Raw genomic sequence first — 25,402 nt, forward strand, 5'->3', positions numbered from 1 at the left:
CGCACGTAAGCCGGTCGCGACCCTACCTAGACGGCTTTCGATCTGGCGTCCGGGACTGTCCCGACCTTGACGTTGCGTCCTTGCGGGAGAATGCGGCAGGAACGATTCCAGACAAGTAAAGGGGACACGGTGGGAGAACTTCTTTCTCTCCTGCGCTTCAGCGCCGGCTCGGGCCATATCTGGCTGGACGAGCAGCGCATGCTGCTCATGCATGCCCGGGCCTTCGCTGAACTGCGTCGCGAACTGCTCGACTCGCTGGGCATCGAGCGCGCGCGCGGCCTGCTGGTGCGCATGGGCTTTGCTTCGGGCCTGCGTGACGGCGAGGTGGCCGTGCGCGAGCGCCGCGCCGGCATGCGCGCCGAAGACGCGTTCATGCTCGGGCCGCGCCTGCATTCCATCGAGGGCATCGTCTCGGTGCAGAAGGTGCAGCTCGACCTGGATGTGGCCACCAAGCACTTCTATGGCGAATTCCTCTGGGAGAACTCCTGGGAATGCGAGGCCCACGTGGCCGACTTCGGCTACGGGGAAGACCCGCAGTGCTGGTCGCAGATCGGCTACGCCTCAGGCTACACCACCGCCTTCATGGGGCGGCTCGTGGTGTTCAAGGAAGTCGAATGCACCAGCATGGGCGACAGCCGTTGCCGCATCGTCGGCCATCCGGCCGAGGAGTGGAACGACGAACACTACCTCGAGTACTTCCGCCAGCACCATGTGGCCGAGAAACTCATCGACTTCAACCTCGGCCTGCAGCACCTGCGCCGCTTGCAGCCGCGCCGCGAGTACGACCAGAAGCTGGTCGGTGTGTCGCCGGGCTTCCGTGCCGCTTTCGACCTCATGCGCAGCGCGGTCGACAGCGCAATCACCGTGTTGCTGCTCGGCGAGACCGGCGTCGGCAAGGAGGTGTTCGCCCGCTGGCTGCATGACAATGGGCCCCGCGGCAAGCAACCCTTCATTGCCGTCAACTGCGCGGCGATTCCTGCCGACCTGATCGAGGCCGAGCTGTTCGGCGTGGAGAAGGGCGCCTACACCGGCGCCCACCACGCGCGCGCCGGGCGCTTCGAGCGCGCCCACGGCGGCACCCTGTTCCTGGACGAGGTGGGTGACCTGCCGCTGGCCGCGCAGGTCAAGCTGCTGCGCGTGCTACAGACCGGCGAGGTCGAGCGCCTGGGCGCCGAGCAGCCGACCACGGTCGACGTGCGCATCGTGGCGGCCACCAACGTCAACCTGCAGCAGGCCATGCAGGCGGGCAAGTTCCGCACCGACCTGTTCTACCGGCTCAACACCTTCCCGATCCAGATTCCGCCGCTGCGCGAGCGTACCGCCGACATTCCGGCGCTCGTGGCGCGCTTCGTCGAGAAGTACAGCGCGCTGTACGGCAAGAAGCTGCGCGGCCTCACCGACAAGGCCGCGCTCGACGTGCAAAAGCATGCCTGGCCCGGCAACATCCGCGAACTCGAGAACGTGGTCGAGCGCGCGGTGCTGCTGGCGCCCGATCACGGCGACATCGAGGCCTGCCACCTGTGGATGCAACCGTCGGGCGTGATGCCCGGCAATCAGCTCGACGCCAGCGGCAAGGTCGCGACGGGGGCCGCTGCTTCAGGTGCCGACGCGAGCGAGCTCGATGCGCTGTGCCAGCGCGTGCTCGAGCAGAACATCGACATTGCCTCGCTCGAGCAGCGCCTCATGCAGACCGCGATGCAGCGTGCCAAGGGCAACCTGTCGCAGGCCGCGCGCATCTTGGGCATCACGCGCCCGCAGCTGGCCTACCGGCTCAAGAAGGAAGGCCTGCCGACGTCTTGAGCGGACGCAGGCGGCCGCGTTTTCCGGTTTTCACCATTTGATCAAGCTGCACTGCAGCAAATGATCAAACCAGCATCCGGGACTTCCCGGTGCTTCGGGCCCGCAGGCGCAGCGGGCCCATGCAAATCAATCACTTAGCCACGCTGGCACGTCCGTTGCCCTTATCAGGCCGGGCGGCGCTGGTGCCGTCCACCTGTTGATGGATTGAACAAGTGATGCCCTCGATGCAGTCCGACTCCCGCAGCGGCAGCGCCGGACAGATGACCGGCCAGCCGTGTTTCGTGCGCGTCACCGGCACGCGCAACGCCCGCTTCGTGGAGTTCGAGTTCGCCATCGGCGACCCCGAGCTGGCCGTGGAGCTGGTGCTGCAGTTCGACCAGTTCCGCGAGTTCTGCGCGCGCCACGAGGTACGCCACCTGAGCACCGAAGAGGGCGCGCGCCTGGACTTCGAGCGCATGAAGTGGCGCTTCGGCGCGCCCGGCATCGACCACTGACGACCCCGAATTTCTTTCCCGCGACAACCAAGGAGACACCCCGTGCAAGTCGACATCAAGACCTCGGACATCCGGCCGATCCGGCAGACCTTCTCGCATGTGGCGCGGCGGCTCGGCGACAAGCCGGCTTCGCGCTACCAGGAGGCCACGCTGGACATGCAGCCCACGGCCAACTTCCACTACCGGCCGCTGTGGGACCCGCAGCACGCGCTGTACGACAAGCGCCGCACGGCCCTCGTGATGGCCGACTGGTACAGCTTCAAAGACCCGCGCCACTACTACTACGGCGTGTACACCATGACGCGCGCACGCCAGCAGGAAGGCGCCGACCGCCAGTTCGAGTTCGCCGAGAAGCGCCAGCTGCTGGCCCAGGCCGATGCGGGCGTGCGCGAGTCGCTGCAGCAGGTGCTGGTGCCGCTGCGCCACTACGAGTGGGGCGCCAACATGAATCACAGCTACTGCTGCGGCTACGGCTACGGCACGGCCATCACGCAGCCCTTCATCTACGCGGCCATGGACCGCCTGGGCATCGCGCAGTACCTCTCGCGCGTCGGCCTGCAGATCGACGGCAACTCGGGCCGCGCACTGGACGCCGGCAAGCAAGCCTGGCTCGCGCACCCAGCCTGGCAGGGCGTGCGCCGCCTCATGGAAAACCTGTTCGTCACCAAGGACTGGTTCGAGGTGTTCGTGGCCCAGAACCTCGTGCTCGACGGCCTGCTGTACCCGTTGATCTACCGTCACTACGTGAACGCGCACAGCGCCGCCACCGGCAACGCGCTGGCGATGCTGACCGAGTTCATGAACGAGTGGTTCGACGAGAACGTGCGCTGGGTCGACGCCACGCTGAAGACCGCCGCCGAGGAATCGCCCGCCAACGCCGAGCTGCTCGCGCAGTGGTACGCGGGCTGGCGCAACCAGGCCGTGCAGGCGCTGGCGCCGCTGGCCGCGCTGGCCCTGGGTGCGCAGGGCGCCGAGGTGCTGAAGACGCTGCACACCGCGCTCGACGCGCGCGTGGCCCGGCTGGTACGCACGGGCGCGGCCGCCTGAACGATCACACCTCGAGAACCAAGGAGACCATCCCATGACCACCGCCACCGCCGAAGTGTCCCGACCGCCCGTCTTCATCGCGCTGCAGACCGGCGAGGCCGCGCGCTCGATCGTCGAAGCCATCGTGGCCGACAACCCCGAGGCCACCGTCACCGAGTACCCCGCGATGGTGAAGATCGATGCACCGGGGCGCCTCGTGATCCGCCGCGACAGCGTCGAAGCGCTCGTCGGCCGCCGCTGGGATCTGCAGGAGCTTCACCTGAGCCTGATCTCGCTGTCCGGAAGCATCGAAGAGACCGACGACGAATTCACCCTCCACTGGGGCGCATGAGCGGACGCCGCCTGCCATCTCTGGACCACGATCCCAAGGACAACGCCATGACCACCCAAGCAGCAAAGACCCCCACGACCCCACGCCTCGGCCTGAAGGAACGCTACGCCATGATGACGCGCGGCCTCGGCTGGGAGACCACGTACCAGTCGATGGACGACGTGTTCCCGTTCGACAAGTTCGAGGGCATCAGGATCCACGACTGGGACAAGTGGGAGGACCCGTTCCGCCTCACGATGGACGCCTACTGGAAATTCCAGGGAGAGAAGGAGAAGAAGCTCTACGCCATCATCGATGCGTTCCAGCAGAACAACGGTCAGTTCAACATCAGCGATCCGCGCTACCTGAACACGCTCAAGCTGTTTCTCACCGGCGTCTCGCCGCTGGAGTACGCTGCGCACCGCGGCTACGCGATGGCGGGGCGTTCGCTGCGCGGCGTGGGCGCGCGTGTGGCCTGCCAGATGCAGTCGATCGACGAACTGCGCCACGCGCAGACGCAGTTCCACACCATCAGCCACTTCAACAAGTACTTCAACGGCCTGCACGACCCGCAGCACATGCACGACCGCGTGTGGTACCTGTCGGTGCCTAAGAGCTACTTCGAAGACGCGATGAGCGCGGGGCCGTTCGAGTTCATCACCGCCATCTCGTTCTCGTTCGAGTACGTCCTGACCAACCTGCTGTTCATGCCCTTCATGAGCGGCGCGGCCTACAACGGCGACATGGCCACCGTCACCTTCGGTTTCTCGGCGCAAAGCGACGAGTCGCGCCACATGACGCTGGGCCTGGAGGTGGTGAAGTTCATCCTCGAGCAGGATCCGGACAACGTGCCCATCGTGCAGAAGTGGGTCGACAAGTGGTTCTGGCGCGGCTACCGCCTGCTCACGCTGGTCGCGATGATGATGGACTACATGCTGCCCAAGCGCGTGATGAGCTGGTCCGAAGCGTGGGAGATGTACTTCGAGAAGAACGGCGGTGCGCTGTTCGAGGACCTTGCGCGCTACGGCATCCGCATGCCCAAGTACCACGAGGTCGCCTCGAAGGAAAAGAGCCGCATCTCGCACGAGGCCTGGGCCATCTTCAACAACTACGGCCATGCGGCCAACTTCAACGTCTGGGTACCCAAGCCGGACGAGATGGCCTGGCTGGCCGAGAAGTACCCCGAGACCTTCGACAGCCTGTACCGCCCGCGCTTCGAATGGCTGGCCGAGCAGGAAAAGCAGGGCAAGCGCTGGTTCAACAACACGCTGCCCATGCTGTGCCAGACCTGCCAGATCCCGATGGCCTTCACCGAGCCCGACGACCCCACCAAGATCTGCTACCGCGAGAGCAGCTACCACGGCATGAAGTACCACTTCTGCTCCGACGGCTGCAAGGACGTGTTCGACGGCGAGCCCGAGAAGTACGTGCAGGCCTGGCTGCCGGTGCACCAGATCTACCAGGGCAACTGCTTCCCCGAGGGCACCGACCCGACGGTGGAAGGCTTCAACCCGCTGGCGGCCGTGCTCGACTACTACCACGTCAACGCCGGCGCCGACAACGGCGAGTTCAACACCTCGCCCGACAAGGCCAACTGGGAACGCTGGACTGGACAGGACCTGTCGGCGGCCGAGCCCAAGGTGGCTTGAGCACCCAGGCCCCGCGTCCACCCCTTCAACGTTCCCGCGCTCACGCTGTGCCCCACGCACGGCGCGAGTGGCGCTCACCCCAAAAAAGGAGACCGACATGTCTGTTGTTGCACTCGCCCCCGGCTATACCGGCACCGTCATGGACAGCGAAGACCGCTTCCACGGCAACCGCCTGCTCTACATCGGTTGGGACGACCACCTGCTTTTCTGCTCCCCCGTGTGCCTGCCGCTGCCTGCGGCCATGCCCTTCGGCGCGCTCGTCAGCGACGTGCTGCCCGGCGTGTACGGCAGCCACCCTGATTTCGGCCGGATCGACTGGTCGCGCGCCGAGTGGCTCGACTCCGGCAAGCCCTTCACGCCCGACGCATCGAAGTCGCTGGCCGACAACGGCCTGGTCCACAAGTCGGCGCTGCGGTTTCGCACGCCCGGGCTCACGGGCATCGGCGGTTCGTTCAGCTGAGCACGGGAGGGCCTTGCCATGAGCTTCCAGATCATGATCGAGCCGCTCGGCCAAGCCGTGGCGGTGCGCGACGGACAGACCGTGCTGGACGCCTGCCTGCGCGCCGGCGTGTGGCTGCCCCACGCTTGCGGCCACGGCGTGTGCGGCACCTGCAAGGTGCAGGTGCTCGAAGGCGAATGCGAGCACGGCGACGCCTCCAACTTCGCGCTCATGGACTTCGAGCGCGACGACGGCAAGATCCTCGCGTGCTGCGCGATGGCGCAGGCCGACCTGGTCATCGAGGCCGAGATCGATGAAGACCCCGACGCGCGGTTCCTGCCGCTGGAAGACTTCGACGCCGAGCTGGTCGAGGCGCGCATGCTCACGCCCACCATCCGCGGCCTGTGGCTACGCACCGAACGGCCGGCCCCGTTCCAGGCTGGCCAGTACGTGATGCTGCACGTGCCGGGCGTGGAAGGCGCACGCGCCTTCTCGATCGCCAACGCACCCGACGATGAGCTTGTCGAGTTGCACATCCGCCGCGTGCCCCACGGCCGCGCCACGGGCTGGCTGCATGACGAGCTGCAGGTGGGCCAGCGCCTTCGCTTCACCGGGCCCAACGGCCGCTTCTTCGTGCGCAAGTCGGCAGGGCTGCCGATGATCTTCGTGGCCGGCGGCTCGGGCTTGTCGAGCCCGAAGTCGATGGTGCTGGACCTGCTCGCCGAAGGCTGCACCTTGCCGATCACGCTGGTGCAGGGCGCGCGCAGCACCGAGGAGCTGTACTTTCGCGAGCTGTTCGAGCGGCTCGCCGAGCAGCACCCCAATTTCACGTACGTGCCCGTGCTGTCGCACCTGCCGGCCGACAGCCACTGGCTTGGTGCGCGTGGCTTCGCGCATGAAGCGCTCAAGGCCCATTTCGCGAACGACTTCCGAGGCCACAAGGCCTACCTGTGCGGTCCGCCCCCGATGACCGAGGCCTGCATCGCCACGCTGATGCAGGGCCGATTGTTCGAGCGCGACATCTACACCGAGAAGTTCTTCACAGTCGCCGACGCGGCGTCCGCGGCGCCGCGCAGCCCGCTGTTCAAGGCGCTGTGACGTGGAGTCGGCCATGAGCTTCCGTGTCGCCATCGGCAACACCCACGAGCGCTACAGCTGCCGCGCCGACCAGACCCTGCTCGGCGGCATGGAGCAGCTCGGCCGCAAGGGCATTCCCGTCGGCTGCCGCGGCGGCGGCTGCGGCGTGTGCAAGGTGCGCATCGAGTCCGGCGCCGTGCGCCGCGAGCGCATGAGCCGTTGCCACGTCAGCGTCGAAGAAGAAGAGCAGGGCTACGTGCTGGCCTGCCGCGCCTACCCGCAGAGCGATCTGGCCCTGCGCGCCGTCGAGAAGCTGGCGCGCTGCATCGAGCGGCGCCTGGCGGCGTCGATGCCATCGCCATCCGATTCCCGTTCCCCCACCTGAACTTTCCATCACCAACCAAAGGAGACTTCCATGGCACTCACTGGCGTCATTCGCCCCGGACACGTGCAACTGCGCGTGCTCGACCTCGGGGCTGCCCTCACGCACTACCGCGATGTGCTGGGCCTGATCGAAACCGGGCGCGATGCGCGGGGCCGCATCTACCTCAAGGCCTGGGACGAGCACGACCACCACAGCGTCGTGCTGCGCGAGGCCGACGAGGCCGGCATGGACTTCATGGGCTTTCGCGTCGATTCGCCCGCCACGCTCGACAAGCTCGCCGCCGACCTGAAGGCCAGCGGCCTGGCCACCGACATGCAGTGGATCGAAGCCGGTGAGCACCTGCGCACGGGCCAGCGCTTTCGCTTCACCGTGCCCACCGGCCATGCCATCGAGCTCTTTGCCGAGAAGGAGAAGGTCGGCAACGGAATGCCCTACGAGAACCCCGAGGTCTACCCCGACGATCTCAAGGGCATGGCGCCTTCGCGCTTCGACCACTGCCTGCTGTACGGCGACGACCTCGACGGCACCATGAAGCTGTTCACCGAGGTGCTGGGCTTCCAGCTGGCCGAGAGCGTGGTGGCCGGCCCCGAGCGCATGTACATCGCGGCCTTCCTCACCTGCTCGACCAAGCCACACGACATCGCGTTCATCCGCCATCCGGAGAAGAACAAGTTCCACCATGCCTCGTTCCTGCTCGACAACTGGGGCGAGGTGCTCAAGGCGGCGGACATCATCACCAAGCGGCGCGTGTCGCTCGACATCGGGCCCACGCGTCACGGCATCACGCGCGGCGAGACCATCTACTTCTTCGACCCGAGCGGCAACCGCAACGAAGTGTTCTCGGGCGGCTACATCTTCTACCCGGACAAGCCGCCGCTGGTGTGGACCGACGACGAACTCGGGCGCGCGATCTTCTATCACGACCGCAAGCTCAACGAGAACTTCCTGAGCGTGGTGACCTGAAGGAGTCGGTGCGATGAAACAGTTCATGAACTTCATCGGCGGCGAGTTCGTCGCCACTTTGAAGACCTTCGACAACCGCGCGCCGGTGGACAACCGCGTCATCGGCAAGGTGCACGAGGCAGGCCGCAGCGAGGTCGATGCGGCCGTGCGCGCCGCACGCGCGGCGCTCAACGGTGAGTGGGGTCGCATGAGCGTCGCGCGCCGCGTCGAGCTGCTGCACGCCGTGGCCGACGAAATCAACCGGCGCTTCGACGACTTCCTGGCGGCCGAGATGGCTGACACCGGCAAGCCGCACGCGCTGGCCTCGCACGTGGACATTCCGCGCGGCGCGGCTAACTTCAAGGTGTTTGCCGACATCGTGAAGAACGTACCGACTGAGAGCTTCGAGATGACCACGCCGGACGGCGGGCAAGCGCTGAACTACGCCGTGCGCTCGCCGCTGGGCGTGATCGGCGTCGTGTGCCCGTGGAACCTGCCTCTGCTGCTCATGACCTGGAAGGTCGGCCCGGCGCTGGCCTGCGGCAACACCGTGGTGGTCAAGCCTTCGGAGGAAACGCCCGCCACTGCCACGCTGCTGGGCGAGGTGATGAACGCGGTCGGCATTCCACCGGGCGTCTACAACGTGGTGCACGGCTTCGGGCCTGACTCGGCCGGCGAGTTCCTCACCACGCATCCGGGCGTGGACGGCATCACCTTCACGGGCGAGACGCGCACCGGCGAGGCCATCATGGGCGCCGCTGCCAAGGGAGTGCGGCCCGTGTCCTTCGAACTGGGCGGCAAGAACGCCGGCATCGTGTTCGCCGACGCGGATTTCGACAAGGCCGTGGCCGGCATCACCCGCTCGGCCTTCGAGAACTGCGGCCAGGTGTGCCTGGGCACAGAGCGCGTCTACGTGCAACGACCCATCTTCGACAGGTTCGTCGCGGCGCTCAGGGCCAAGGCCGAGGCGCTCAAGCCGGGCCCGTCGGAAGAAGCCGGGGTGGGCATCGGCCCGCTGATCTCGCGCGAGCACCAGCAGAAGGTGCTGTCGTACTACCGCCAGGCCAGGGAGGAGGGCGCCACCGTCGTCACCGGCGGCGGCGTGCCGGCGATGCAAGGCGCCCTGGCCGAGGGCCACTGGGTGCAGCCCACGATCTGGACCGGTCTGCCCGAGACGGCTTCGGTGATCCGCGAGGAAATCTTCGGCCCCTGCTGCCACATCGCGCCGTTCGACACCGAGGAAGAAGCGATCGCGCTGGCCAACGCCACCGACTATGGCCTGGCGACCACCGTGTGGACCGAGAACCTGGGCCGCGCGCACCGTGTGGCAAAGCAGGTGCAGGTCGGCATCTGCTGGGTCAACAGCTGGTTTCTGCGCGACCTGCGTACCGCCTTCGGTGGCGCCAAGTCGTCGGGCATCGGGCGCGAGGGCGGAGTGCATTCGCTCGAGTTCTACACCGAGCTGCGCAACGTCTGCATCAAGCTGTGAGGAGCTGGCAGTGAGCAACCCCGAAATCGCGAACAGCGTGCGCACCGGCGCTTTCGACACCAACGTGCACGACCTGGGCGAGGGCGCGCCGGTGCTCTTCATCCATGGCTCGGGCCCGGGCGTGAGTGCGTGGGCCAACTGGCGCCTGGTGCTGCCCGTGCTCGCGCGCACGCGCCGCGTGATCGCGCCCGATATGGCTGGCTTCGGCTTCACGCAGCGCGTGCCCGGCGCGACCTACACGATGGACACCTGGGTGCAGCAGGCACTCGACCTGCTGGACGCACTGGACATCGAACGCGCCGATGTGGTGGGCAACTCCTTCGGCGGGGCGCTCGCGTTGGCGCTCGCCATCCGTGCGCCGCACCGCGTGCGCCGGCTGGTGCTCATGGGCAGCGTGGGCGTGCCCTTCGCGATCACGCCCGGGCTCGATGCCGTCTGGGGCTACATGCCTTCGTTCGCGAACATGCGCCGGATCATGGACGTGTTCGCGTTCGACCGCACGCTCGTCACCGACGAGCTCGCGCAGCTGCGCTACGAGGCCAGCATGCGGCCCGGCTTCCAGGAAGCCTTCGGCGCGATGTTCCCGGCACCGCGCCAGCGCTGGGTCGATGCCATGGCGAGCCCCGAGCCCGACATTCGGGCGCTGGCGCATGAGACGCTGCTGATCCACGGCCGCGAAGACCAGGTAATTCCGCTGGCCACCTCGCTCACGCTGAACCAGTGGATTCCCAACAGCCAGCTGCATGTGTTCGGCCGCTGCGGCCACTGGACGCAGATCGAGCACAGCGCGCGCTTCGCCCGCCTGGTCGGCGACTTCCTCAACGAACCCGATTGATTGATTCACCCCCGAGACAGAGCAAAGGAAAGACTTCCCATGGACTCCACCCTCATCCGGCGGCTCGGCGACGAGCTCTACGACGCGCTGCGCGAGCGCAGCGTCGTGGACCCCCTCACGAGCCGGCACGATGGCATCACCATCGCGGACGCCTACGGCATCCAGCAGCGCATGATCGCGCGCCGCCTGGAAGCCGGCGAGCGCATCGTCGGCAAGAAGATCGGCGTGACCTCGCGCGCCGTGATGAACATGCTGGGCGTGTTCCAGCCCGACTTCGGCTATCTGCTCGACGGCATGATCGTCGGCGAGGGCGAGTCGATCGACAGCCGCACGCTCATCCAGCCCAAGGCCGAGGGCGAGATCGCCTTTCTGCTCAAGCGCGACCTCATGGGTCCGGGCATCGGCAACGCCGACGTGCTGGCCGCCACCGAATGCGTGATGCCCTGCTTCGAGATCGTCGACTCGCGCATCCGGGACTGGAAGATCAAGATCGCCGACACCGTGGCCGACAACGCCTCGTGTGGCGTGTTCGTGCTCGGTGACCACGCGGTCGATCCGCGCCGAATCGACCTGGCGACCTGCGGCATGGTGCTTGAGAAGAACGGCGAAATCATCGCCACCGGCGCGGGCGCCGCCGCGCTCGGCTCGCCGGTGAACGCCGTCGCGTGGCTGGCCAACACCCTCGGCGCCCTGGGCATCGGGCTCAAGGCGGGCGAGGTGATCCTGTCGGGCGCGCTCGCCGCGATGTTCCCCGCCCAAGCCGGCGACAACTTCCGCGTCTCGATCGGCGGCCTGGGCGGCTGCTCGGTGCGCTTCCATTGAAGGAGACAACCCCATGACGAAGCCAACGAAGATCAAGTGCGCGCTGATCGGCCCCGGCAACATCGGCACCGACCTGCTCGCCAAGCTGCAGCGCAGCCCGGTGCTCGAACCCGTGTGGATGGTGGGCATCGACCCCGAGTCCGACGGCCTGAAGCGTGCCCGCGAGATAGGTCTGAAGACCACGGCCGAGGGCGTGGATGGCCTGCTACCGCATGTGAAGGCCGACGGCGTGCAGATCGCTTTCGACGCCACCAGCGCATACGTGCATGCCGAGAACAGCGCCAGGCTCAATGCCCTGGGCGTGCTCATGATCGACCTCACGCCCGCGGCCATCGGCCCGTTCTGCGTGCCGCCGGTCAACCTGAAGAGCCTTCTGATGGCGGCCGGCGCGCGTCCGGCCAACGTCAACATGGTCACCTGCGGCGGACAGGCCACGATCCCGATGGTGGCGGCGGTGTCGCGCGTGCAGCCCGTGGCCTACGGCGAGATCGTGGCCACTGTGTCCAGCCGCTCGGTCGGTCCTGGCACGCGCAGGAACATCGACGAGTTCACGCGCACCACGGCCGGTGCGGTCGAGCGCGTGGGCGGCGCGGCCAAGGGCAAGGCGATCATCATCGTCAACCCGGCCGAGCCGCCGCTGATCATGCGCGACACGGTGCACTGCCTCACCGAAGGAGTGCCCGACGAGGCGCGCATCACGGCCTCGGTGCACGAGATGATGGCCGAGGTGCGCAAGTACGTGCCGGGCTACAAGCTCGTGAACGGACCCGTGTTCGACGGCAACCGCGTGTCGATCTACCTGGAGGTGGAAGGCCTGGGCGACTACCTGCCCAAGTACGCCGGCAATCTCGACATCATGACCGCTGCGGCGGCGCGCACGGCCGAAATGTTCGCCGAAGCGATGCTCGCCAGCCTCCCGCAACCCGAGCCCGCCGTGGCCTAGGAGCACACTCATGACCACCACGAACACCCTCCAGGGCCGCCGCCTGACCCTGCACGACATGACGCTGCGCGACGGCATGCACCCCAAGCGCCACCTGATGACGCTCGAACAGATGAAGCACATCGCCAGCGGGCTTGACGAAGCGGGCGTGCCGCTGATCGAAGTGACGCATGGCGACGGCCTGGGCGGCAGCTCCGTCAACTACGGCTTTCCCGCGCATTCCGACGAGGAGTACCTGGGTGCCGTGATCCCGCTGATGAAGCAGGCCAAGGTGTCGGCCCTGTTGATTCCCGGCATCGGCACCGTGGACCACCTGCGCATGGCGCACGGCCTGGGCGTGCACACCGTGCGCGTGGCCACGCACTGCACCGAGGCCGACGTGTCCGAGCAGCACATCACCATGGCGCGCCAGCTCGACATGGACACGGTCGGCTTTCTCATGATGGCCCACATGGCCTCGCCCGAGACGCTGGTGCGCCAAGCGCTGCTCATGGAAGGCTACGGCGCCAACTGCATCTACGTGACCGACTCGGCGGGCTACATGCTGCCGGACGATGTCACGGCGCGCATCGGCGCGGTGCGCGCGGCGCTCAAGGCCGACACCGAGCTGGGCTTTCATGGCCATCACAACCTCGCGATGGGCGTGGCCAACTCGGTCGCGGCCGTTGCGGCCGGTGCCAATCGCATCGACGCCGCCGCCGCGGGTCTGGGCGCGGGCGCGGGCAACACGCCGATGGAAGTGTTCGTGGCCGTGTGTGACCGCATGGGCATCGAAACCGGTGTCGATGTGTTCCGCATCCAGGACGTGGCCGAGGACCGCGTCGTGCCGATCATGGACCACATGATCCGCGTCGACCGCGACTCGCTCACGCTGGGGTACGCGGGCGTGTATTCGAGTTTCCTGCTGTTCGCCAAGCGCGCCGAGAAGAAGTACGGCGTGCCCGCGCGCGAGATATTGGTGGAGCTGGGGCGGCGCGGCATGGTCGGCGGGCAGGAAGACATGATCGAAGACACGGCCATCACGCTGGCTCGCGCACGCCAGGCCGTGCAACAACAGGAAGGAGTGGCGGCATGAAGCTCGACAAGAACACCATCGCCGCGCTCGCCGAGCACCTGGAGACCTGTGAGCTGGAGGCGCGCGACACGCCCAAGATCACCGACGAGTATCCCGAGATGGATTGGGACGACGCCTACGCCATCCAGAACGAGATCCGCCGCCGAAAGCTCGCACGCGGCCATCGCATCATTGGACTGAAGGCCGGGCTCACCTCGCACGCGAAGATGAAGCAGATGGGCGTGACCACACCGGTCTTCGGCTTCATGGCCGACAACTACGCCGTGCCCGAAGGCGGTGAGTGCAAGGTGAGTGAGCTCATCCATCCCAAGGTCGAGCCCGAGATCGCGTTCGTCACCAAGCGCGCGCTCAGCGGCCCGGGCTGTCACATCGGTTCTGTGCTCGCGGCCACAGACTTTGTGCTGCCAGGCATCGAGGTGATCGACAGCCGCTACCGCGACTTCAAGTTCGACCTCAAGAGCGTGGTGGCCGACAACACCTCGGCCTCGCGCTTCGTGGTGGGCGGTCGTGCCGTGTCCGCGAGCGAGGTCGACCTGCGTACCGTCGGCATCGTGCTCGAGAAGAACGGCCAGCCCGTGGCCTTCGGCGCGGGCGCCGCGGTGCTCGGGCACCCGGCCGCGGCCATTGCGATGCTGGCCAACCATCTGGGCGCGCGCGGCGAGGAGATTCCGGCGGGCACGCTGATCCTGTCGGGCGGCATCACCGAGGCCGTAGCCGTGCAGGCCGGCGATGCCGTCACGCTGAAGGTGCAGGGGATGGGCAGCGTGGGCCTGCGATTCGTTTGATCTGCATCAATCACCGAAGCACAAACCACTGGAGTAGACGAATGCCCTTTGCACAGATCTACCTCATTGAAGGCCGCACCGAAGAGCAGAAGCGCGCGCTGATCGAGAAAGTGACCCGCGCCATCGTCGAAGCCGTCGGTGCGCCGAAGGAGAACGTGCGCGTGTGGCTGCACGACATGCCCAAGGAAAACTGGGGCATCGGCGGCGTGTCCGCCAAAGACCTGGGGCGCTAACCGGTTCGCGCCGCGGCGCGTCGGAAAGGTGTGGAATGGGCAGTGAGAAATCCACGGCGCTTGCCGCGTACACGAATCAGAAGGTCTCGCCGCGAGTCGTCCTTTCCGATGCGGTCCGCACATCTGCGCACGCTCTCCAGCGACGAACCCGCCTTCAACAAGCACGGCGAGGTGCTTGACGGCCGAAGGCAGCGCCATCCCCAGCGTTGCGGGCAGCTCGGACGCCGAGGCCGGTCCGCGGCTCAGGCGGTCGAGCATGCCGCGGCGGGCAAAGGTCGCGTCGTCGAAGCGCCACGTCGGTGACCATCGCTTCCAGAAGATCCGGTTGAATTCGCGGCGGTACTTCGCGTAGCCGGAGCGACCGCCAACGTTTGTCGTGCGAAGGACTGTCGGTGACGCAGCAATGCCCTAACATCGCCACGCCGCCGATCCAGCAAGCCCCCGAGTACACGAACCATGAAGAAGTTCATCGTTGCCGCCATTACGCTCACCACGGCGTTCGTCACGTCGCTCGCGGCACATGGGCAGGATGTCCCGCTGGATCCCGACACGGGCCTGCCGGCGGCGCGGCCTTTCGATTTCCCCGCGCAGGGACCGGCCGCACCGTTCTGGGCCAAGCGCCTCACTGGCTATTTCACGACGACCGATGGCGTCAGGCTGCGCTACAGCGTGCTCTTGCCGAAGGCCTCGGGCAAGTTCCCCGTCATCCTGAGCATCAACGGCTACGACGCCGGCTCGATCGGCGGAACGCCCTATCTTCAGTACAAGACATCAATGTCGGTCGAGCTCGACAAGCGGCTCGTCGAGGCCGGCTATGCCGTGATGGGCGTCAACGCCGCGGGCAGCGGGTGCTCCACGGGCCCGCTCGAGTACACGCGGCCGCAACTCGGAAGACATGGTGCCGAAGCCGTCGAATTCGCGGCGTCGCAAGCCTGGTCCGACACCAAGGTCGGCATGGTGAACTGGTCGTACGGAGGTTCGTCCCAACTGGCGACGGCGCAGCACCGGCCGCTGCATCTTCGGGCCATCGTGCCCGGCATGGTGCTGACGGACTTCCGTGACGCCCTGATGCCCGGCGGTGTGCCGGCGCCAGGTTTCATCACGCCCTTGCGCGGCTCCATGCGCGCCTACTGGGAAAAGGTGGTTGCGCAGACCGCAACCGAAGAGGGCGATGCCGCCTGCCTGGCGCAGATCCGGAAGAACCTCGCGGCAGAGGACGCGAGCTCCGTGATGCACCTGTTCCTGTCGCATCCCCTTCGGGACGATCACATGAAGAGCTTCGACCTGGCACCGCATGCAGACCGTGTGCAGGTTCCCGTGCTGTCGCTCGAAGCGTTCCAGGACCAGGCCATCACACCGCGCAGCGGCTACTACCAGGCCCGACTCGATCCGTCCAAGCTGTGGTCCGTGCAGACGAACGGTCGGCACGACATGTACTTGGCCGCGGATTTCCAGGCGATGGCGGTGCGCTTTCTCGACCGCTTCGTCAAAGGCGAGAACAACGGATTCGAGCGCGACACGCCACGCACCACCGTCTGGATGGAAACCGCCGAAGCAAGCGCGAGCGCCAATGCGCTGGAGCGGCGCGTCTCTCCCAAGCCGCGCTGGGTGGTGCAAAGGGGGCCGATCCGCAGCGACGACCTGGTCGTCAAGGCGTTCCACCTGGGTGCGGGCCATACGCTCGCCGATGCGCCCGGCTCCGGAGCCGCTGATGGCTTCGACTATCCCGGTACCGGTGTGGTCGTCAACGACATCGCGGGAAGGAGCTTCTGGGGTCCCTTGCCAGGAGACTGGGAGACCACGGGCGTGGCCTACACCTCGCCGCCGTTGGGTGAGGACATGATGGTCTACGGGCCGGGCAGTGCCGACCTCTGGGTCACGGCCAGCGCCGGCGACGCCGACTTGCAGGTCACCGTCACCGAACTGCGGCCCGACGGGCAGGAAACCTATGTCCAGCGGGGCTGGTTGCGCTTGTCGAACCGCGCCTTGGACACCTCGCGCTCGACGCCGTTGCTGCCCATCCGGCTTGAACGACCGGAGCAGCCCATGCCGCTGCTGCCGGGCCGGCCGGTGCTTGCGCGTGTCGAGATCAACAAGATGGGCCACTACTTTCGCAGCGGCTCGCGGCTGCGGATCTGGATCGACACGCCGGCCCAAACCGGTGGCCTGGTGTTCGACACCTTCACGCAGAAGCAGCGCCTCCATGTGCTGCACAACGCCAGGTACGACTCCCTGGTGCGGCTCGGCGTGCTGAAGGACGTCAAGGGACCGGCAAGCTTTCCGGCGTGCGGTGCGACGATCCTGCAGCCGTGCCGTGCGGACCCGCTGGCCACGCGCTGAGCCGCACGGATGTCCATGCCCTACAACCCGGCGCTCGACGGTGTTCGCGCGTTGTCCATCCTCGCGGTGGTCCTGTTCCACTGCCAGGTCCCCGGTGCGCATGGCGGGTTCGTCGGGCTGGACATCTTCTTCGTTCTGTCCGGCTACCTCATCACTTCGCTGCTGACAGCCGAGCACCGCCATGGCGGCATCGAGATCGGCCGCTTCTACGCGCGCCGGGCGTTGCGGCTGTACCCGACGCTGCTGCTCGTGGTCGCGGTCTACGTGGGGCTGGCCCCCATCCTCTGGCCGGCAGAGAATCGCTGGCTGTCCGCCGTGCTCGCCGCACTCTATGTCTACGACTATGCGCTGGCCTTCTGGGAGGTGGCCTACACCATCGGCCACACCTGGTCCCTGGGCGTGGAGGAGAAGTTCTACCTGCTATGGCCCCTGGTGCTGCCGCTGCTTCTGCGAACGCGCCACCCCGTCGGCTGGCTCGTATCGGCATTCCTGGCCGTGACCGCATGGCGCTATACCGTGGCCATGAACTGGACCTGGTCGCAGGCGTATTTCCGCTTCGACACGCGAATGAGCGCAATCCTGCTCGGGGCCATTGCGGCGCTGTCCCCTGTCAAGGTGTCGAGGCGCCTGCTCGCAGTGGCCTGCATGGCACTGCTGGTTCTCACGACCTTGCCTTCGCTGCCCACGAGCCACCAGACCGAAGCGGTCACGCTGCGCATCACATTGGCGGAGTTGTCGGCATTCGTGCTGATCTGCTACGCCGCAGCGCATGGGAGCGCGGCGTTGCTCGCGTCGCGGCCCATGGTCTACATCGGCCGGCTGTCCTATGGCATCTATCTTTGGCATTTCCCATTGGTGCTGCTGCTGCGCGATAGGCAGCCGCTTTGGATCACGCTGAGCGTGACACTTGCGTTCTCGTTCACGATGGCGGCGATCTGCCTGCATTTGGTGGACATGCCCCTGAAGCGATGGCGTCAGAAGGCCTGGCCGCAGGTCCGCAGCACCGCGTGAGCGCCGTGCATTGGCCTTTCAGGTCAGCGCCATCCCGCCGTCGACCTTCAGGTTGACGCCCGTGACGAACACGCTGTCGTCGCTCGCCAGGAAAAGCGCTGCCTGCGCCAGCTCGTCCGGTTTGCCCAGGCGTCCCAGCGGGATCGCGGCCGACATGGCCTTGTCGAACTCGGGCCGCGCGGATTCCGTGATGCCCAGCTTCCCCAGGATCGGCGTGTCGACCGGTCCGGGGCTGAGCACATTGACGCGGATGCGGCGCTCCTTGAGTTCGAGCGCCCAACTGCGTGCGAAGGCCTCGATGGCGGCTTTGCTGCCTGCGTAGACCGCGTGGTTGTCCATGACCTTGCTGGCGGCGATCGAGCTCGTGAGAATGATCGAGCCGCCATCGCGCATGAGTGGCAGCGCCTTGGTCACGCCGAAGAACACGGCGCGCGCGTTGGTGGCGAACTGTACGTCGTAGTTGTCCACGGTGACGGCAGATGATGGCTCGAGAATGGCCGTGCCCGCATTGGCCACGTAGATGTCGATGCCGCCAAAGCGTGCCATCACCGGAGCGAGCAGACGGTCGTGCATTCCCAAATCCGCCACGTCGCCGACGAAGCCCATCGCCTCTGGACCGAGGCTCGCCAACGCCGTGTCCACGGCGTCCTGGCGGCGACCCACGATGACGACACGGGCGCCTTCAGCGGCGAACGCCTGGGCGCAGGCCAAGCCGATGCCGCTGTTGCCGCCGGTGATCACGGCCACTTTGCCCGAGAGTTTTTGCATGATGCTTTTCCTTGTTCAATGAAGAGAGAAGCCTTCAATCTAGGGCGTCCCCGTGAACTCCAGTAGTGGGAAAAAATGGAAACACTTGTGCCTCGGAGTCTTCAATGAATGTTCTCGACCACGCGCCCGGATTGATGGCCTTTGCCACTGCTGTCGAGGCCGGATCGTTCAGTGCGGCCGCGCGGATGCTGGGCACCTCACCGTCGGCAGTTTCCAAGGGCGTGGCGCGGCTGGAGCAACGCTTCGGCGTGCGGCTCTTCCAGCGCTCGACGCGGTTGCTGTCGCTCACGCAGGAAGGCGCCGCGTACTACGAACGCATCGCGCCGCTGCTGCGCGCGCTCGACGAGGCGAGCGACGTGATGCAGCCAACGGGCATAGCGCGGGGCGTGTTGCGCATCACCGCCCCCGGCGACCTGGGTCGCATCTTGCTGGAACCCGTCGTCGGCAAGTTCCTGCCCAGGCACCCTGAGCTGAAGCTGGAGATGAGCCTGGCCGACCGCCATGTCGACCTGATCCGCGAGGGCTACGACATCGCCATCCGCGCAGGGGATGTGGCGGACTCCGACCTCACCGCGCGGCGCCTCGCTGATCTGCCGCTCGCGCTGGTTGCGTCGCCCGGATACCTCGCGAATCGCGGCACGCCCGACTCGGTCGAGGCTCTGCACAGCCACGCGCACGTGCGCTACATGCTGGGCGGCAAGGCGTTTCCGATCCGCTTTGCCGATGGCACGGTGCTGAACCCCGCCGGCGTGTTCGACACGGACAACAGCGTCGCTCTGCGCATCGCGGCGCTCGGCGACCTGGGCATCGTGCAGATCCTGCGCCTGTTCGTGCAGGACGACATCGATGCTGGTCGATTGGTGCCCGTGCTGCCGTCCCAGCCGTTGCCGCGTGTGACCATCTCGGCCCTGCATGCCTTCGGGCGCCAGGCGCCGGCGCGTGCACGTCTGTTCATCGAGTTCCTCGCGGCGCAGCTCGAACGTCTGTCCTGAAATAGCGCAGCCTTGCAGACCCAGCTTTCGCCACGCCGGCGCCGTAGGCCGGATCGGCCCGGGTGATGGGTGATGGGTGCCCCGCCTGAGGGCGCAGAGGGGGTGGACTCCTAGGTCGCCAGTGCCACGATGGTGGTGATGCCGTTGCGCGCCATCTTGGCGTACGGACAGAACCGCTCGGTGCTGCGCACCAGTTCCTCGGCCACGCTTTTCTCGACGTCGGGCAGGTGAATCCAGACGTCGGCCGTGAGCATGAAGAGCCCGTCGACGGGGTCGCGACCGAACGCGACGGACATCTGCACGTTGGCGTCGTGGACCGGAATCCTTCTTTTCGCGGCCAGCAGGTTCAAGGCCCCATGGAAGCACGCGGCGTAGGCTGCTGCGAACAGCTGCTCCGGGTTGGTGCCGTCGCCGTCTCCGCCCAGGGCGGTGGGAAGGCGAAGCTGCACGTTCAGGTTGCCGTCGTCGGAGCGCGCCACGCCCGAAGCCCGTCCGTGTTCGGCTTCGCCGCCGCTCACTGTGACGACCGTCGAATAGATCGGTTCGAACTCCTGTCCCTTGTACCTGTCGAGCAACGCGACGGGAGGCGGTTGCAATCGACCTCGTTGCGCCGCTTTCGCTGCGAAGACGCCGGCTTTGTCTTTCTGCGTGGGCATTCCAGGCTTCCGTTCAATTCAAGGAGGGAACGCTTTGGGGTTCACAAGGAAGGGGGGGGGAGACTTGGGGCAGCAGCCCCCGGCCGCGTCAGGCGGCGGCCGAGGGCGGACTTCGCATCAGCGTGCGGGCTTGGGCAGTGCGTACCAGGCTTCGAAGTTGAGCGCGCCGATGCGTGGGTTGGCGCCCGGCACCAGCGTGTCGTCCTTCAGCTCCGCGCCGAAGTAACGCGCGTGCACGTCCTGGACGACCTTGCGCGGATCATTGGTCTTGGCGAGAAAACGCTGTACCAGATCGGACAAGCGAACGCGCTCGGGGCCCGCAATTTCGACCACGCCGTTCACGGGGCTGCCCAGGGTGTAGTCCGCGACGGCGGCGGCGACGTCATCCGATGCGATCGGTTGTACGAAGGCCGGCGAGAGATGCACGGTGTCACCGTCGGTGCCCGACTGCGCGATGCCGCCGAGGAACTCGAAGAACTGCGTCGAATGGACGATGGTGTACGGAATCTTCGATTCGCGAATCAGCTTTTCCTGCGCGATCTTGCCGCGGAAGTAGCCGCTTTCGGAAAGGCGGTCGGTGCCGACCACCGACAACGCGACGTGGTGCTTCACGCCGGCCACGGCTTCCGCGGCCAGCAGGTTGCGCCCGGACGTCTCGAAGAACTCGAGCACGGCCTTGTCCTCGAACGAGGGCGAGTTCGCCACGTCCAGCACCACCTGCGTGCCTTGCAGGGCCTCGGCCAGGCCTTCGCCGGTGATGGTGTTCACGCCCGAGGCGGGTGACGCGGCGACGACCTCATGGCCGGCGTCGCGCAGCTTGCTGACAACCTTCGAGCCGATGAGGCCCGAGCCGCCGATGACAACGATCTTCATGATGATTTCCTTGTAGCCCGCAAGGGGCCGGGTGGTTGATGGAAACGGTTCCTGCCAGCGGGGCTCAGGAGAGCTTTGCCTTGTCCAGGCCGAAGACCTTGTCGGAGGCTCCGGGCACGCTCTTGAAGGCGATGTTCAGGCGGCTCCATGCGTTCGTCGACATGACGAGGAAGGTGAGGTCGGAGATTTCCTTTTCCGACAGCTGCGTGCGCACGCGCTCATAGATTTCGTCGGGCACGCCTTGCTCGGGCAGCTTGGTCAGCACTTCGGTCCAGGCCAGTGCCGCACGCTCGCGCGGGATGAACAGCGTCGATTCGCGCCATGCGGCCAGGTGGTACAGGCGCAGCTCGCGCTCGCCCTGGATCTTGGCCTGCTTGACGTGCATGTCCAGACAGAAGGTGCAGCCGTTGAGCTGCGATGTGCGGATCGACACGAGGTTGCGAAGCGGCTCTTCGATCGCGCCCTCCTTGATGGCATTGAGGAACTCGACGAACTTCTTGAAGAGTTCGGGCGACTGCTCGACATAGTTGACACGTTGGGTCATGACTGGCTCCTGGAAATGGGTGGCGGATGCCTGTACTCAGACTCGGCTGAGTCATCCGTTTGCGAAGATCGCGTAGACAGGGAGGTAGCGTAGGTTTGGCAGGTCGCCACCGGTAGCCACGCACAAGGCTTCACGGTGTTGCCCCTCGCGCAACAATCCGGCGGGGGACTCGGCATGTTTCCGAAATGGCACCAGTCGAAAGTGAAAAGCGGCGAGACCGCGTCCTAGAATTTCGCCCAACTGAGCAGCGAACTGTCGATCCGCCAAGCGACGAAGCCCGTCAATTCCTGGCGGGCTTCGTCATTTGGGACGGCTGCAGGCCTCAGCCTCCACCGGCTGCCGAAGGCGCACGGCTGCGTACGAGGTCCTCGATGACGCGCAGCACATCGGCCGGCTCCGCGCGCTTTCGGATGTCTTCCTCGATGTGTGCGAAACGGATGCGGCCTTCTTCGTCGATCACATAGGTCGCAGGGACCGGGAGCACCCACAGGCCGTTGCCATTGAGGACGGGGATGTCGGTGCCCACCGAACCGTAGAAGCTCACGAGTTCGGGAGGAAGCGTGAAGGCCAGCTCGAAGCCATTGGCGGCCTCGAGGTCGGAATCGCTGAGCACGGTGAACGCGAGCTGGTTGTCCTCGGCCGTTCGCATCGAGTGATCAGGCGTCTGCGGCGAGATCGCCAGGAGCATGGCACCAAGCCTTGCCAGGTCGTCTGCGCGCTGATGCCAGGCCCGCAGCTGGAGGCTGCAGTAACCGCACCAGCCGCCGCGGTAGAAGACCAGCACGAGCGGTCCCTTGCGCCACACCTCCGAAAGGCGGACCGGACGACCGTCACCGTCCGGCAATGTCGCGTCAGGCGCCAGGTCGCCGGCACGCTTGGCGCGGGCAGCGATGCCCGTGGCGTCGAACACCGCATCGGCGGCGTCGTTGTGGTCAAAGGCGGAAAGTTGCGCGCTCATGGCGGGGTTCCCAAAAGTGAGGACAGGTCGAGCCGGATCGCGCCATTGCTGACATAACGCGAGAAGTTCTGGAACGGAATGGCTGCCTGTGCGCGGTAGTTCTCGTCCTGCCAGCTGAAGACCGTGTCCATCCGGACGACCTCCACCTGCACGAGACCACGGCGCACTTCGAGCTCGGGGCCGTCGCCTTCGCTGTACTCGACCACGCCGACCACTTCGGCCGTCAGCGTGGTGGCCAGGTTGTCGCGGATCCGTTCGGTCAGGCGCATCAGCTGATCAGGCGCACTGGGCGCACGTTCGGTGTGCGGCGCCAGACCTTCCTCCATCACGAGCGCCGCATGCACGCCTTCGTCGGCATGCATGCGGCGAACGAAGGCAGTCAGGTGTTCGAAGCCGTGCAGGCCGACCTTCGTGCCGATGGCCCAGCGCAGCATCACGAAGTGATAGGCATCGGCAATGGAACGCTGGCCCGTGAGCCATTCACGCCCGGCGAGTTGCGCATCGAGCCGCGCGAGGTACTCGCGCACGTGGCTGCGCGCCGTGGCAGCCAGTCGCGCCGCCTGGCCGGCGTCCGGCAGGTAGCGCTCGGGAAAGAAGATCGGCCTGAACGCCTTGTGCACATCGGAGTTCAGGAAACCGAGCCAGCGCATCACCTCCGCCCGCGCGCGCGGCGAGCCGTCGCCTGCCAGCTGCAGTTGCGGATGCAGGTCCGCAAGGTAGCCAAGGATGGCGACGTTCTCGGTCAGCGTGAAGTCGCCATCCACAAGCAGCGGCACTGCGCCTGTCGGGTTGAGTGCCAGGTACTCCGGCGTCTTGATGCTGCGGCGGTCCATGCGCACTGTTTCGTACGGCTGGCCGGACCACTCGAGCACGATGTGATCGGCCAGCGCGCTGGCGCCGGGCATGTAGAAGAGTTTCATGGCGGGGGTCCTGTGTGCGTGTGCCGGCTTCCTGTTGCAGGAAGCAAGGGATGCCTTCCACCCGCCGCGTCGCCGTGTTGCTGGTCGGATCTACGCGGGGACACCGCGCCGACGTGAGTCTGTCCCGTGCACGAACGGGTGGAAAGTGCACGCCTCATTACAGCCGCCTCGGCGATCTGACACCCGTCATCTTCGTTGCGGCGGGTGGAATGCAACCGGTGGGTTATTTCACTGGAATGAAGAACTCGGCACCCTTGTTCTTCACGAGCATGACGACGAACTTCGCGGGCTTGGTCTTGCTCGCGTTGCGCCCGACGGTGTGGATGTCGTCGGGGCCTTCGTAGAAGGTGTCTCCGGCCTTGAGCGTGACTTCCTTGCCGCCTTTGACGCCCATCACGATCGAGCCCTCGAGCACGTACACGTAGCTGTGGGCATCATGGCGATGCACGGGGTCAACGGCGCCGGGCGGGTAGTCCACCGTGATCATCAGCACCTCCTTGCCGGGGATGTCCTTCATCTCCTGGGTCAGCAGCGGCGTCACCTTGGCGTCTTTGGGCGTGCCGTGCGCGGTGGCGTGCTGTGCCATGGCGGCGCCTGCGGCGAGCACAAATGTGAGCCCGAGGCTTTTTGCGATCTTGATCATGGTCGTGTCTTTGTTGATGCGATGGATGAATCGTAGGATCGGGTTTCCGGGTGCGGTAGGCCTGCGCGATGGATCACGGTGTTGTGTGCAAGGCACCAATCGCGCAAAGGCCCCTGCGCTTCGGGGGCTCCCCTTCCACAGGCTCGAAGCGCGCGCCCGCTTCGAGCGTTCGGTGAACGGGGCATCGCTGCGCCATTTCCAGAAGCTCCTCGCGTTGCGCCTGCGCGAGGGTGCCCTCGATGGACACCCGGCGGCTGAAGACATCGGGCGGGGAGGCCGACTTGTCCTTTCGGTGGCTCACCGCGGTGCGGATGCGCGCGACCGGCCAGCCCTTGCTGTCGGCGTAGTGGCGCAGCGTCATGGTCGTGCAGGCGGCGAGCGCGGACGACAGGAGGTTGTAGGGTGTCGGTCCCGAACCGAGCCCTCCCACCGTTGCGGGTTCGTCGGCGAGCCAGCGCGAGCCGCCCGAGCGCAGCGCGAGCTGGAATTTGCCCAACCCCGTTTCTTCGGCCTCGGCATCCGCCGCGAGGGGGTGCCCGGCGGGCGGCTCGGGCAGGTAGGGGGCCGCCCAGGTCGCGATGAGGCGCGCGACCTGTTCGGCGTCTTCGCGCTTGGACAACAGATGGTCCGCATCATCGAGCGAGACGAAACTCTTCGGATGCCTTGCCGCCAGAAAGATGCGCGTGGCGTTCTCGATGTCGACCGTCCGGTCCTGCGGCGCGTGCAGCAGCAGCAGCGGCCGGTGAAGTGCCGCGATGCGCGCACCCGGGTCGTGTGCGCGCAAGTCGTCCACGAAGGCCTTGCCCACCGCCATGGGCCGTCCGACCACCTGGACCAGCGCATGCCCCTCGGTCTCCAGGCGCGCAAGACCCGCCGGGTCCAGCAGTTGCAGCACCTGGGCCACGTCGAACGGCGCGGCGATGGTCGCAACCGCTCGCGCGCCCGCGATGCGGCCTGCCGCGGCGAGCACGGCGGAGCCGCCCAGGCTGTGACCGATGAGCAGGCGCGCCGGCATGCCGGCGGCCTCCATGGCGTCGGCGGCAGACACGAGGTCCTGCACGTTCAGCGAAAAGCTCGCGTCGGCGAAGTTGCCCTCGCTGTCGCCCAGCCCGGTGAAGTCGAAGCGCAGCACACCGATACCCACGCTGGCCAGCGCGCGAGCGATGCGCACGGCCGCGAGGTTGTTCTTGCCGCAGGTGAAGCAGTGCGCGAAAAGCGCCCAACCCCGCTGAATGCCCTCGGGCATTTCGAGGCTGCCTGAGAGGCGGTGTCCCTGGGCGTTGATCACTTCGAAGGGGCGTGTGGGCACGGGGCGAGTTCCTGTGTCTGGAGCAGATGCGTTCGGATGGGGATGCGTCCGATGCGCGCTGCG

At 66.5% G+C, this 25,402-nt stretch carries 27 protein-coding genes and 1 pseudogene; 19 read left to right on the forward strand and 9 right to left on the reverse strand.

Features of this window, described 5'->3' with window-relative positions; translation table 11 throughout:
- Positions 1 to 90 precede the first annotated feature (90 nt).
- The 16 genes from AC1DEK_RS06925 (at position 91) to AC1DEK_RS07000 (ending at position 14,325) form a co-directional block, all read left to right on the forward strand.
- Entirely contained in the window at positions 91 to 1,800 is a 1,710-nt protein-coding gene (locus AC1DEK_RS06925; RefSeq protein ID WP_478124475.1) for a sigma 54-interacting transcriptional regulator, read from the forward strand.
- Positions 1,801 to 2,024: 224 nt separating this feature from the next.
- Positions 2,025 to 2,294, forward strand: a complete 270-nt coding sequence (locus AC1DEK_RS06930; protein WP_478124476.1) for a phenol hydroxylase subunit — start codon at positions 2,025 to 2,027, stop codon at positions 2,292 to 2,294.
- 42 nt (positions 2,295 to 2,336) lie between these two features.
- A complete protein-coding gene (locus tag AC1DEK_RS06935; protein ID WP_478124477.1) occupies positions 2,337 to 3,341 on the forward strand; it encodes an aromatic/alkene monooxygenase hydroxylase subunit beta in 1,005 nt (334 codons plus the stop codon).
- 34 nt (positions 3,342 to 3,375) lie between these two features.
- Positions 3,376 to 3,672, forward strand: coding sequence for an MmoB/DmpM family protein (locus AC1DEK_RS06940; protein ID WP_478124478.1), 297 nt, complete (start codon positions 3,376 to 3,378; stop codon positions 3,670 to 3,672).
- A 47-nt stretch (positions 3,673 to 3,719) separates the two neighbouring features.
- On the forward strand, positions 3,720 to 5,300 hold the full coding sequence (locus tag AC1DEK_RS06945; RefSeq protein ID WP_478124479.1) for an aromatic/alkene/methane monooxygenase hydroxylase/oxygenase subunit alpha: 1,581 nt from the start codon (positions 3,720 to 3,722) through the stop codon (positions 5,298 to 5,300).
- Positions 5,301 to 5,397: 97 nt separating this feature from the next.
- Positions 5,398 to 5,760, forward strand: coding sequence for a phenol hydroxylase subunit P4 (locus AC1DEK_RS06950; RefSeq protein WP_478124480.1), 363 nt, complete (start codon positions 5,398 to 5,400; stop codon positions 5,758 to 5,760).
- Positions 5,761 to 5,778: 18 nt separating this feature from the next.
- Positions 5,779 to 6,837: a 2Fe-2S iron-sulfur cluster-binding protein gene (locus AC1DEK_RS06955; RefSeq protein ID WP_478124481.1), complete on the forward strand. Its 1,059-nt coding sequence runs from the start codon at positions 5,779 to 5,781 to the stop codon at positions 6,835 to 6,837.
- Between the two features lie 13 nt (positions 6,838 to 6,850).
- Positions 6,851 to 7,201, forward strand: coding sequence for a 2Fe-2S iron-sulfur cluster binding domain-containing protein (locus AC1DEK_RS06960; RefSeq protein WP_478124482.1), 351 nt, complete (start codon positions 6,851 to 6,853; stop codon positions 7,199 to 7,201).
- Between the two features lie 30 nt (positions 7,202 to 7,231).
- Positions 7,232 to 8,164 carry a catechol 2,3-dioxygenase gene (locus AC1DEK_RS06965; protein ID WP_478124483.1) on the forward strand — a complete coding sequence of 311 codons (933 nt, stop codon included), beginning with the start codon at positions 7,232 to 7,234 and terminating at the stop codon, positions 8,162 to 8,164.
- 13 nt (positions 8,165 to 8,177) lie between these two features.
- Positions 8,178 to 9,632 carry a 2-hydroxymuconic semialdehyde dehydrogenase gene (locus tag AC1DEK_RS06970; RefSeq protein ID WP_478124484.1) on the forward strand — a complete coding sequence of 485 codons (1,455 nt, stop codon included), beginning with the start codon at positions 8,178 to 8,180 and terminating at the stop codon, positions 9,630 to 9,632.
- Between the two features lie 4 nt (positions 9,633 to 9,636).
- Complete coding sequence (locus tag AC1DEK_RS06975) at positions 9,637 to 10,467, forward strand: alpha/beta fold hydrolase (RefSeq protein ID WP_478124703.1); 831 nt, start codon at positions 9,637 to 9,639, stop codon at positions 10,465 to 10,467.
- A 39-nt stretch (positions 10,468 to 10,506) separates the two neighbouring features.
- The gene (dmpE, locus tag AC1DEK_RS06980; RefSeq protein ID WP_478124485.1) at positions 10,507 to 11,289 is read left to right on the forward strand and encodes a 2-oxopent-4-enoate hydratase; all 783 of its coding nucleotides are present in this window, start codon (positions 10,507 to 10,509) and stop codon (positions 11,287 to 11,289) included.
- Positions 11,290 to 11,302: 13 nt separating this feature from the next.
- Positions 11,303 to 12,232 carry an acetaldehyde dehydrogenase (acetylating) gene (locus AC1DEK_RS06985; RefSeq protein WP_478124486.1) on the forward strand — a complete coding sequence of 310 codons (930 nt, stop codon included), beginning with the start codon at positions 11,303 to 11,305 and terminating at the stop codon, positions 12,230 to 12,232.
- Between the two features lie 10 nt (positions 12,233 to 12,242).
- Positions 12,243 to 13,307 carry a 4-hydroxy-2-oxovalerate aldolase gene (dmpG, locus tag AC1DEK_RS06990; RefSeq protein WP_478124487.1) on the forward strand — a complete coding sequence of 355 codons (1,065 nt, stop codon included), beginning with the start codon at positions 12,243 to 12,245 and terminating at the stop codon, positions 13,305 to 13,307.
- A complete protein-coding gene (gene dmpH, locus AC1DEK_RS06995) occupies positions 13,304 to 14,092 on the forward strand; it encodes a 2-oxo-3-hexenedioate decarboxylase (protein WP_478124488.1) in 789 nt (262 codons plus the stop codon). The genes dmpG and dmpH overlap by 4 nt, the downstream gene beginning before the upstream one ends.
- A 41-nt stretch (positions 14,093 to 14,133) precedes the next feature.
- Positions 14,134 to 14,325, forward strand: a complete 192-nt coding sequence (locus AC1DEK_RS07000; RefSeq protein ID WP_478124489.1) for a 2-hydroxymuconate tautomerase — start codon at positions 14,134 to 14,136, stop codon at positions 14,323 to 14,325.
- A 198-nt stretch (positions 14,326 to 14,523) separates the two neighbouring features.
- Here AC1DEK_RS07000 and AC1DEK_RS07005 read toward each other — a convergent pair.
- Positions 14,524 to 14,583, reverse strand: a pseudogene (locus AC1DEK_RS07005) (hypothetical protein); the annotation flags it as partial.
- Positions 14,584 to 14,781: 198 nt separating this feature from the next.
- Between AC1DEK_RS07005 and AC1DEK_RS07010 the strand changes: the two are divergent.
- Both AC1DEK_RS07010 and AC1DEK_RS07015 read left to right on the forward strand, forming a co-directional pair.
- Positions 14,782 to 16,665 carry a CocE/NonD family hydrolase gene (locus AC1DEK_RS07010; RefSeq protein ID WP_478124490.1) on the forward strand — a complete coding sequence of 628 codons (1,884 nt, stop codon included), beginning with the start codon at positions 14,782 to 14,784 and terminating at the stop codon, positions 16,663 to 16,665.
- 9 nt (positions 16,666 to 16,674) lie between these two features.
- The gene (locus AC1DEK_RS07015) at positions 16,675 to 17,676 is read left to right on the forward strand and encodes an acyltransferase family protein (protein WP_478124491.1); all 1,002 of its coding nucleotides are present in this window, start codon (positions 16,675 to 16,677) and stop codon (positions 17,674 to 17,676) included.
- A gap of 18 nt (positions 17,677 to 17,694) precedes the next feature.
- Here the strand turns inward: AC1DEK_RS07015 and AC1DEK_RS07020 are convergent, their stop codons facing one another.
- The gene (locus AC1DEK_RS07020) at positions 17,695 to 18,444 is read right to left on the reverse strand and encodes an SDR family NAD(P)-dependent oxidoreductase (RefSeq protein WP_478124492.1); all 750 of its coding nucleotides are present in this window, start codon (positions 18,442 to 18,444) and stop codon (positions 17,695 to 17,697) included.
- 104 nt (positions 18,445 to 18,548) lie between these two features.
- Here AC1DEK_RS07020 and AC1DEK_RS07025 point away from each other — a divergent pair, with 104 nt between their 5' ends.
- Complete coding sequence (locus tag AC1DEK_RS07025; RefSeq protein ID WP_478124493.1) at positions 18,549 to 19,436, forward strand: LysR family transcriptional regulator; 888 nt, start codon at positions 18,549 to 18,551, stop codon at positions 19,434 to 19,436.
- Between the two features lie 110 nt (positions 19,437 to 19,546).
- On the opposite strand, the gene AC1DEK_RS07030 is transcribed toward AC1DEK_RS07025, so the two are convergent.
- The 7 genes from AC1DEK_RS07030 to AC1DEK_RS07060 all read right to left on the reverse strand — a co-directional run bounded on the left by AC1DEK_RS07030 (position 19,547) and on the right by AC1DEK_RS07060 (position 25,339).
- Entirely contained in the window at positions 19,547 to 20,092 is a 546-nt protein-coding gene (locus tag AC1DEK_RS07030) for an Ohr family peroxiredoxin (RefSeq protein WP_478124494.1), read from the reverse strand.
- Between the two features lie 117 nt (positions 20,093 to 20,209).
- Positions 20,210 to 20,965 carry an SDR family oxidoreductase gene (locus tag AC1DEK_RS07035; protein ID WP_478124495.1) on the reverse strand — a complete coding sequence of 252 codons (756 nt, stop codon included), beginning with the start codon at positions 20,963 to 20,965 and terminating at the stop codon, positions 20,210 to 20,212.
- Positions 20,966 to 21,029: 64 nt separating this feature from the next.
- Positions 21,030 to 21,509, reverse strand: a complete 480-nt coding sequence (locus AC1DEK_RS07040) for a carboxymuconolactone decarboxylase family protein (protein WP_478124496.1) — start codon at positions 21,507 to 21,509, stop codon at positions 21,030 to 21,032.
- Between the two features lie 322 nt (positions 21,510 to 21,831).
- Positions 21,832 to 22,467, reverse strand: a complete 636-nt coding sequence (locus tag AC1DEK_RS07045) for a peroxiredoxin-like family protein (RefSeq protein WP_478124497.1) — start codon at positions 22,465 to 22,467, stop codon at positions 21,832 to 21,834.
- Positions 22,464 to 23,387, reverse strand: coding sequence for a glutathione S-transferase family protein (locus tag AC1DEK_RS07050; RefSeq protein WP_478124498.1), 924 nt, complete (start codon positions 23,385 to 23,387; stop codon positions 22,464 to 22,466). Before AC1DEK_RS07050 ends, AC1DEK_RS07045 begins: the two co-directional genes overlap by 4 nt.
- Before the next feature lie 223 nt (positions 23,388 to 23,610).
- Entirely contained in the window at positions 23,611 to 24,030 is a 420-nt protein-coding gene (locus AC1DEK_RS07055) for a cupin domain-containing protein (protein ID WP_478124499.1), read from the reverse strand.
- A gap of 73 nt (positions 24,031 to 24,103) precedes the next feature.
- Entirely contained in the window at positions 24,104 to 25,339 is a 1,236-nt protein-coding gene (locus AC1DEK_RS07060) for a bifunctional alpha/beta hydrolase/OsmC family protein (protein WP_478124500.1), read from the reverse strand.
- Between the last annotated feature and the right edge of the window lie 63 nt (positions 25,340 to 25,402).

The sequence above is a fragment of the Variovorax sp. 10N420 genome, assembly GCF_056394705.1.

Excerpts from the sequence above, each read along its gene's own strand:
- AC1DEK_RS06925 (WP_478124475.1), top strand. The coding sequence starts at position 91 with ATGCGGCAGGAACGATTCCAGACAAGTAAAGGGGACACGGTGGGAGAA.
- AC1DEK_RS06930 (WP_478124476.1), top strand. The coding sequence starts at position 2,025 with ATGCAGTCCGACTCCCGCAGCGGCAGCGCCGGACAGATGACCGGCCAG.
- AC1DEK_RS06940 (WP_478124478.1), top strand. The coding sequence starts at position 3,376 with ATGACCACCGCCACCGCCGAAGTGTCCCGACCGCCCGTCTTCATCGCG.
- AC1DEK_RS06945 (WP_478124479.1), top strand. The coding sequence starts at position 3,720 with ATGACCACCCAAGCAGCAAAGACCCCCACGACCCCACGCCTCGGCCTG.
- AC1DEK_RS06950 (WP_478124480.1), top strand. The coding sequence starts at position 5,398 with ATGTCTGTTGTTGCACTCGCCCCCGGCTATACCGGCACCGTCATGGAC.
- AC1DEK_RS06955 (WP_478124481.1), top strand. The coding sequence starts at position 5,779 with ATGAGCTTCCAGATCATGATCGAGCCGCTCGGCCAAGCCGTGGCGGTG.
- AC1DEK_RS06960 (WP_478124482.1), top strand. The coding sequence starts at position 6,851 with ATGAGCTTCCGTGTCGCCATCGGCAACACCCACGAGCGCTACAGCTGC.
- AC1DEK_RS06965 (WP_478124483.1), top strand. The coding sequence starts at position 7,232 with ATGGCACTCACTGGCGTCATTCGCCCCGGACACGTGCAACTGCGCGTG.
- AC1DEK_RS06970 (WP_478124484.1), top strand. The coding sequence starts at position 8,178 with ATGAAACAGTTCATGAACTTCATCGGCGGCGAGTTCGTCGCCACTTTG.
- dmpE (WP_478124485.1), top strand. The coding sequence starts at position 10,507 with ATGGACTCCACCCTCATCCGGCGGCTCGGCGACGAGCTCTACGACGCG.
- AC1DEK_RS06985 (WP_478124486.1), top strand. The coding sequence starts at position 11,303 with ATGACGAAGCCAACGAAGATCAAGTGCGCGCTGATCGGCCCCGGCAAC.
- dmpG (WP_478124487.1), top strand. The coding sequence starts at position 12,243 with ATGACCACCACGAACACCCTCCAGGGCCGCCGCCTGACCCTGCACGAC.
- dmpH (WP_478124488.1), top strand. The coding sequence starts at position 13,304 with ATGAAGCTCGACAAGAACACCATCGCCGCGCTCGCCGAGCACCTGGAG.
- AC1DEK_RS07000 (WP_478124489.1), top strand. The coding sequence starts at position 14,134 with ATGCCCTTTGCACAGATCTACCTCATTGAAGGCCGCACCGAAGAGCAG.
- AC1DEK_RS07010 (WP_478124490.1), top strand. The coding sequence starts at position 14,782 with ATGAAGAAGTTCATCGTTGCCGCCATTACGCTCACCACGGCGTTCGTC.
- AC1DEK_RS07015 (WP_478124491.1), top strand. The coding sequence starts at position 16,675 with ATGTCCATGCCCTACAACCCGGCGCTCGACGGTGTTCGCGCGTTGTCC.
- AC1DEK_RS07020 (WP_478124492.1), bottom strand. The coding sequence starts at position 18,444 with ATGCAAAAACTCTCGGGCAAAGTGGCCGTGATCACCGGCGGCAACAGC.
- AC1DEK_RS07025 (WP_478124493.1), top strand. The coding sequence starts at position 18,549 with ATGAATGTTCTCGACCACGCGCCCGGATTGATGGCCTTTGCCACTGCT.
- AC1DEK_RS07030 (WP_478124494.1), bottom strand. The coding sequence starts at position 20,092 with ATGCCCACGCAGAAAGACAAAGCCGGCGTCTTCGCAGCGAAAGCGGCG.
- AC1DEK_RS07035 (WP_478124495.1), bottom strand. The coding sequence starts at position 20,965 with ATGAAGATCGTTGTCATCGGCGGCTCGGGCCTCATCGGCTCGAAGGTT.
- AC1DEK_RS07040 (WP_478124496.1), bottom strand. The coding sequence starts at position 21,509 with ATGACCCAACGTGTCAACTATGTCGAGCAGTCGCCCGAACTCTTCAAG.
- AC1DEK_RS07045 (WP_478124497.1), bottom strand. The coding sequence starts at position 22,467 with ATGAGCGCGCAACTTTCCGCCTTTGACCACAACGACGCCGCCGATGCG.
- AC1DEK_RS07050 (WP_478124498.1), bottom strand. The coding sequence starts at position 23,387 with ATGAAACTCTTCTACATGCCCGGCGCCAGCGCGCTGGCCGATCACATC.
- AC1DEK_RS07055 (WP_478124499.1), bottom strand. The coding sequence starts at position 24,030 with ATGATCAAGATCGCAAAAAGCCTCGGGCTCACATTTGTGCTCGCCGCA.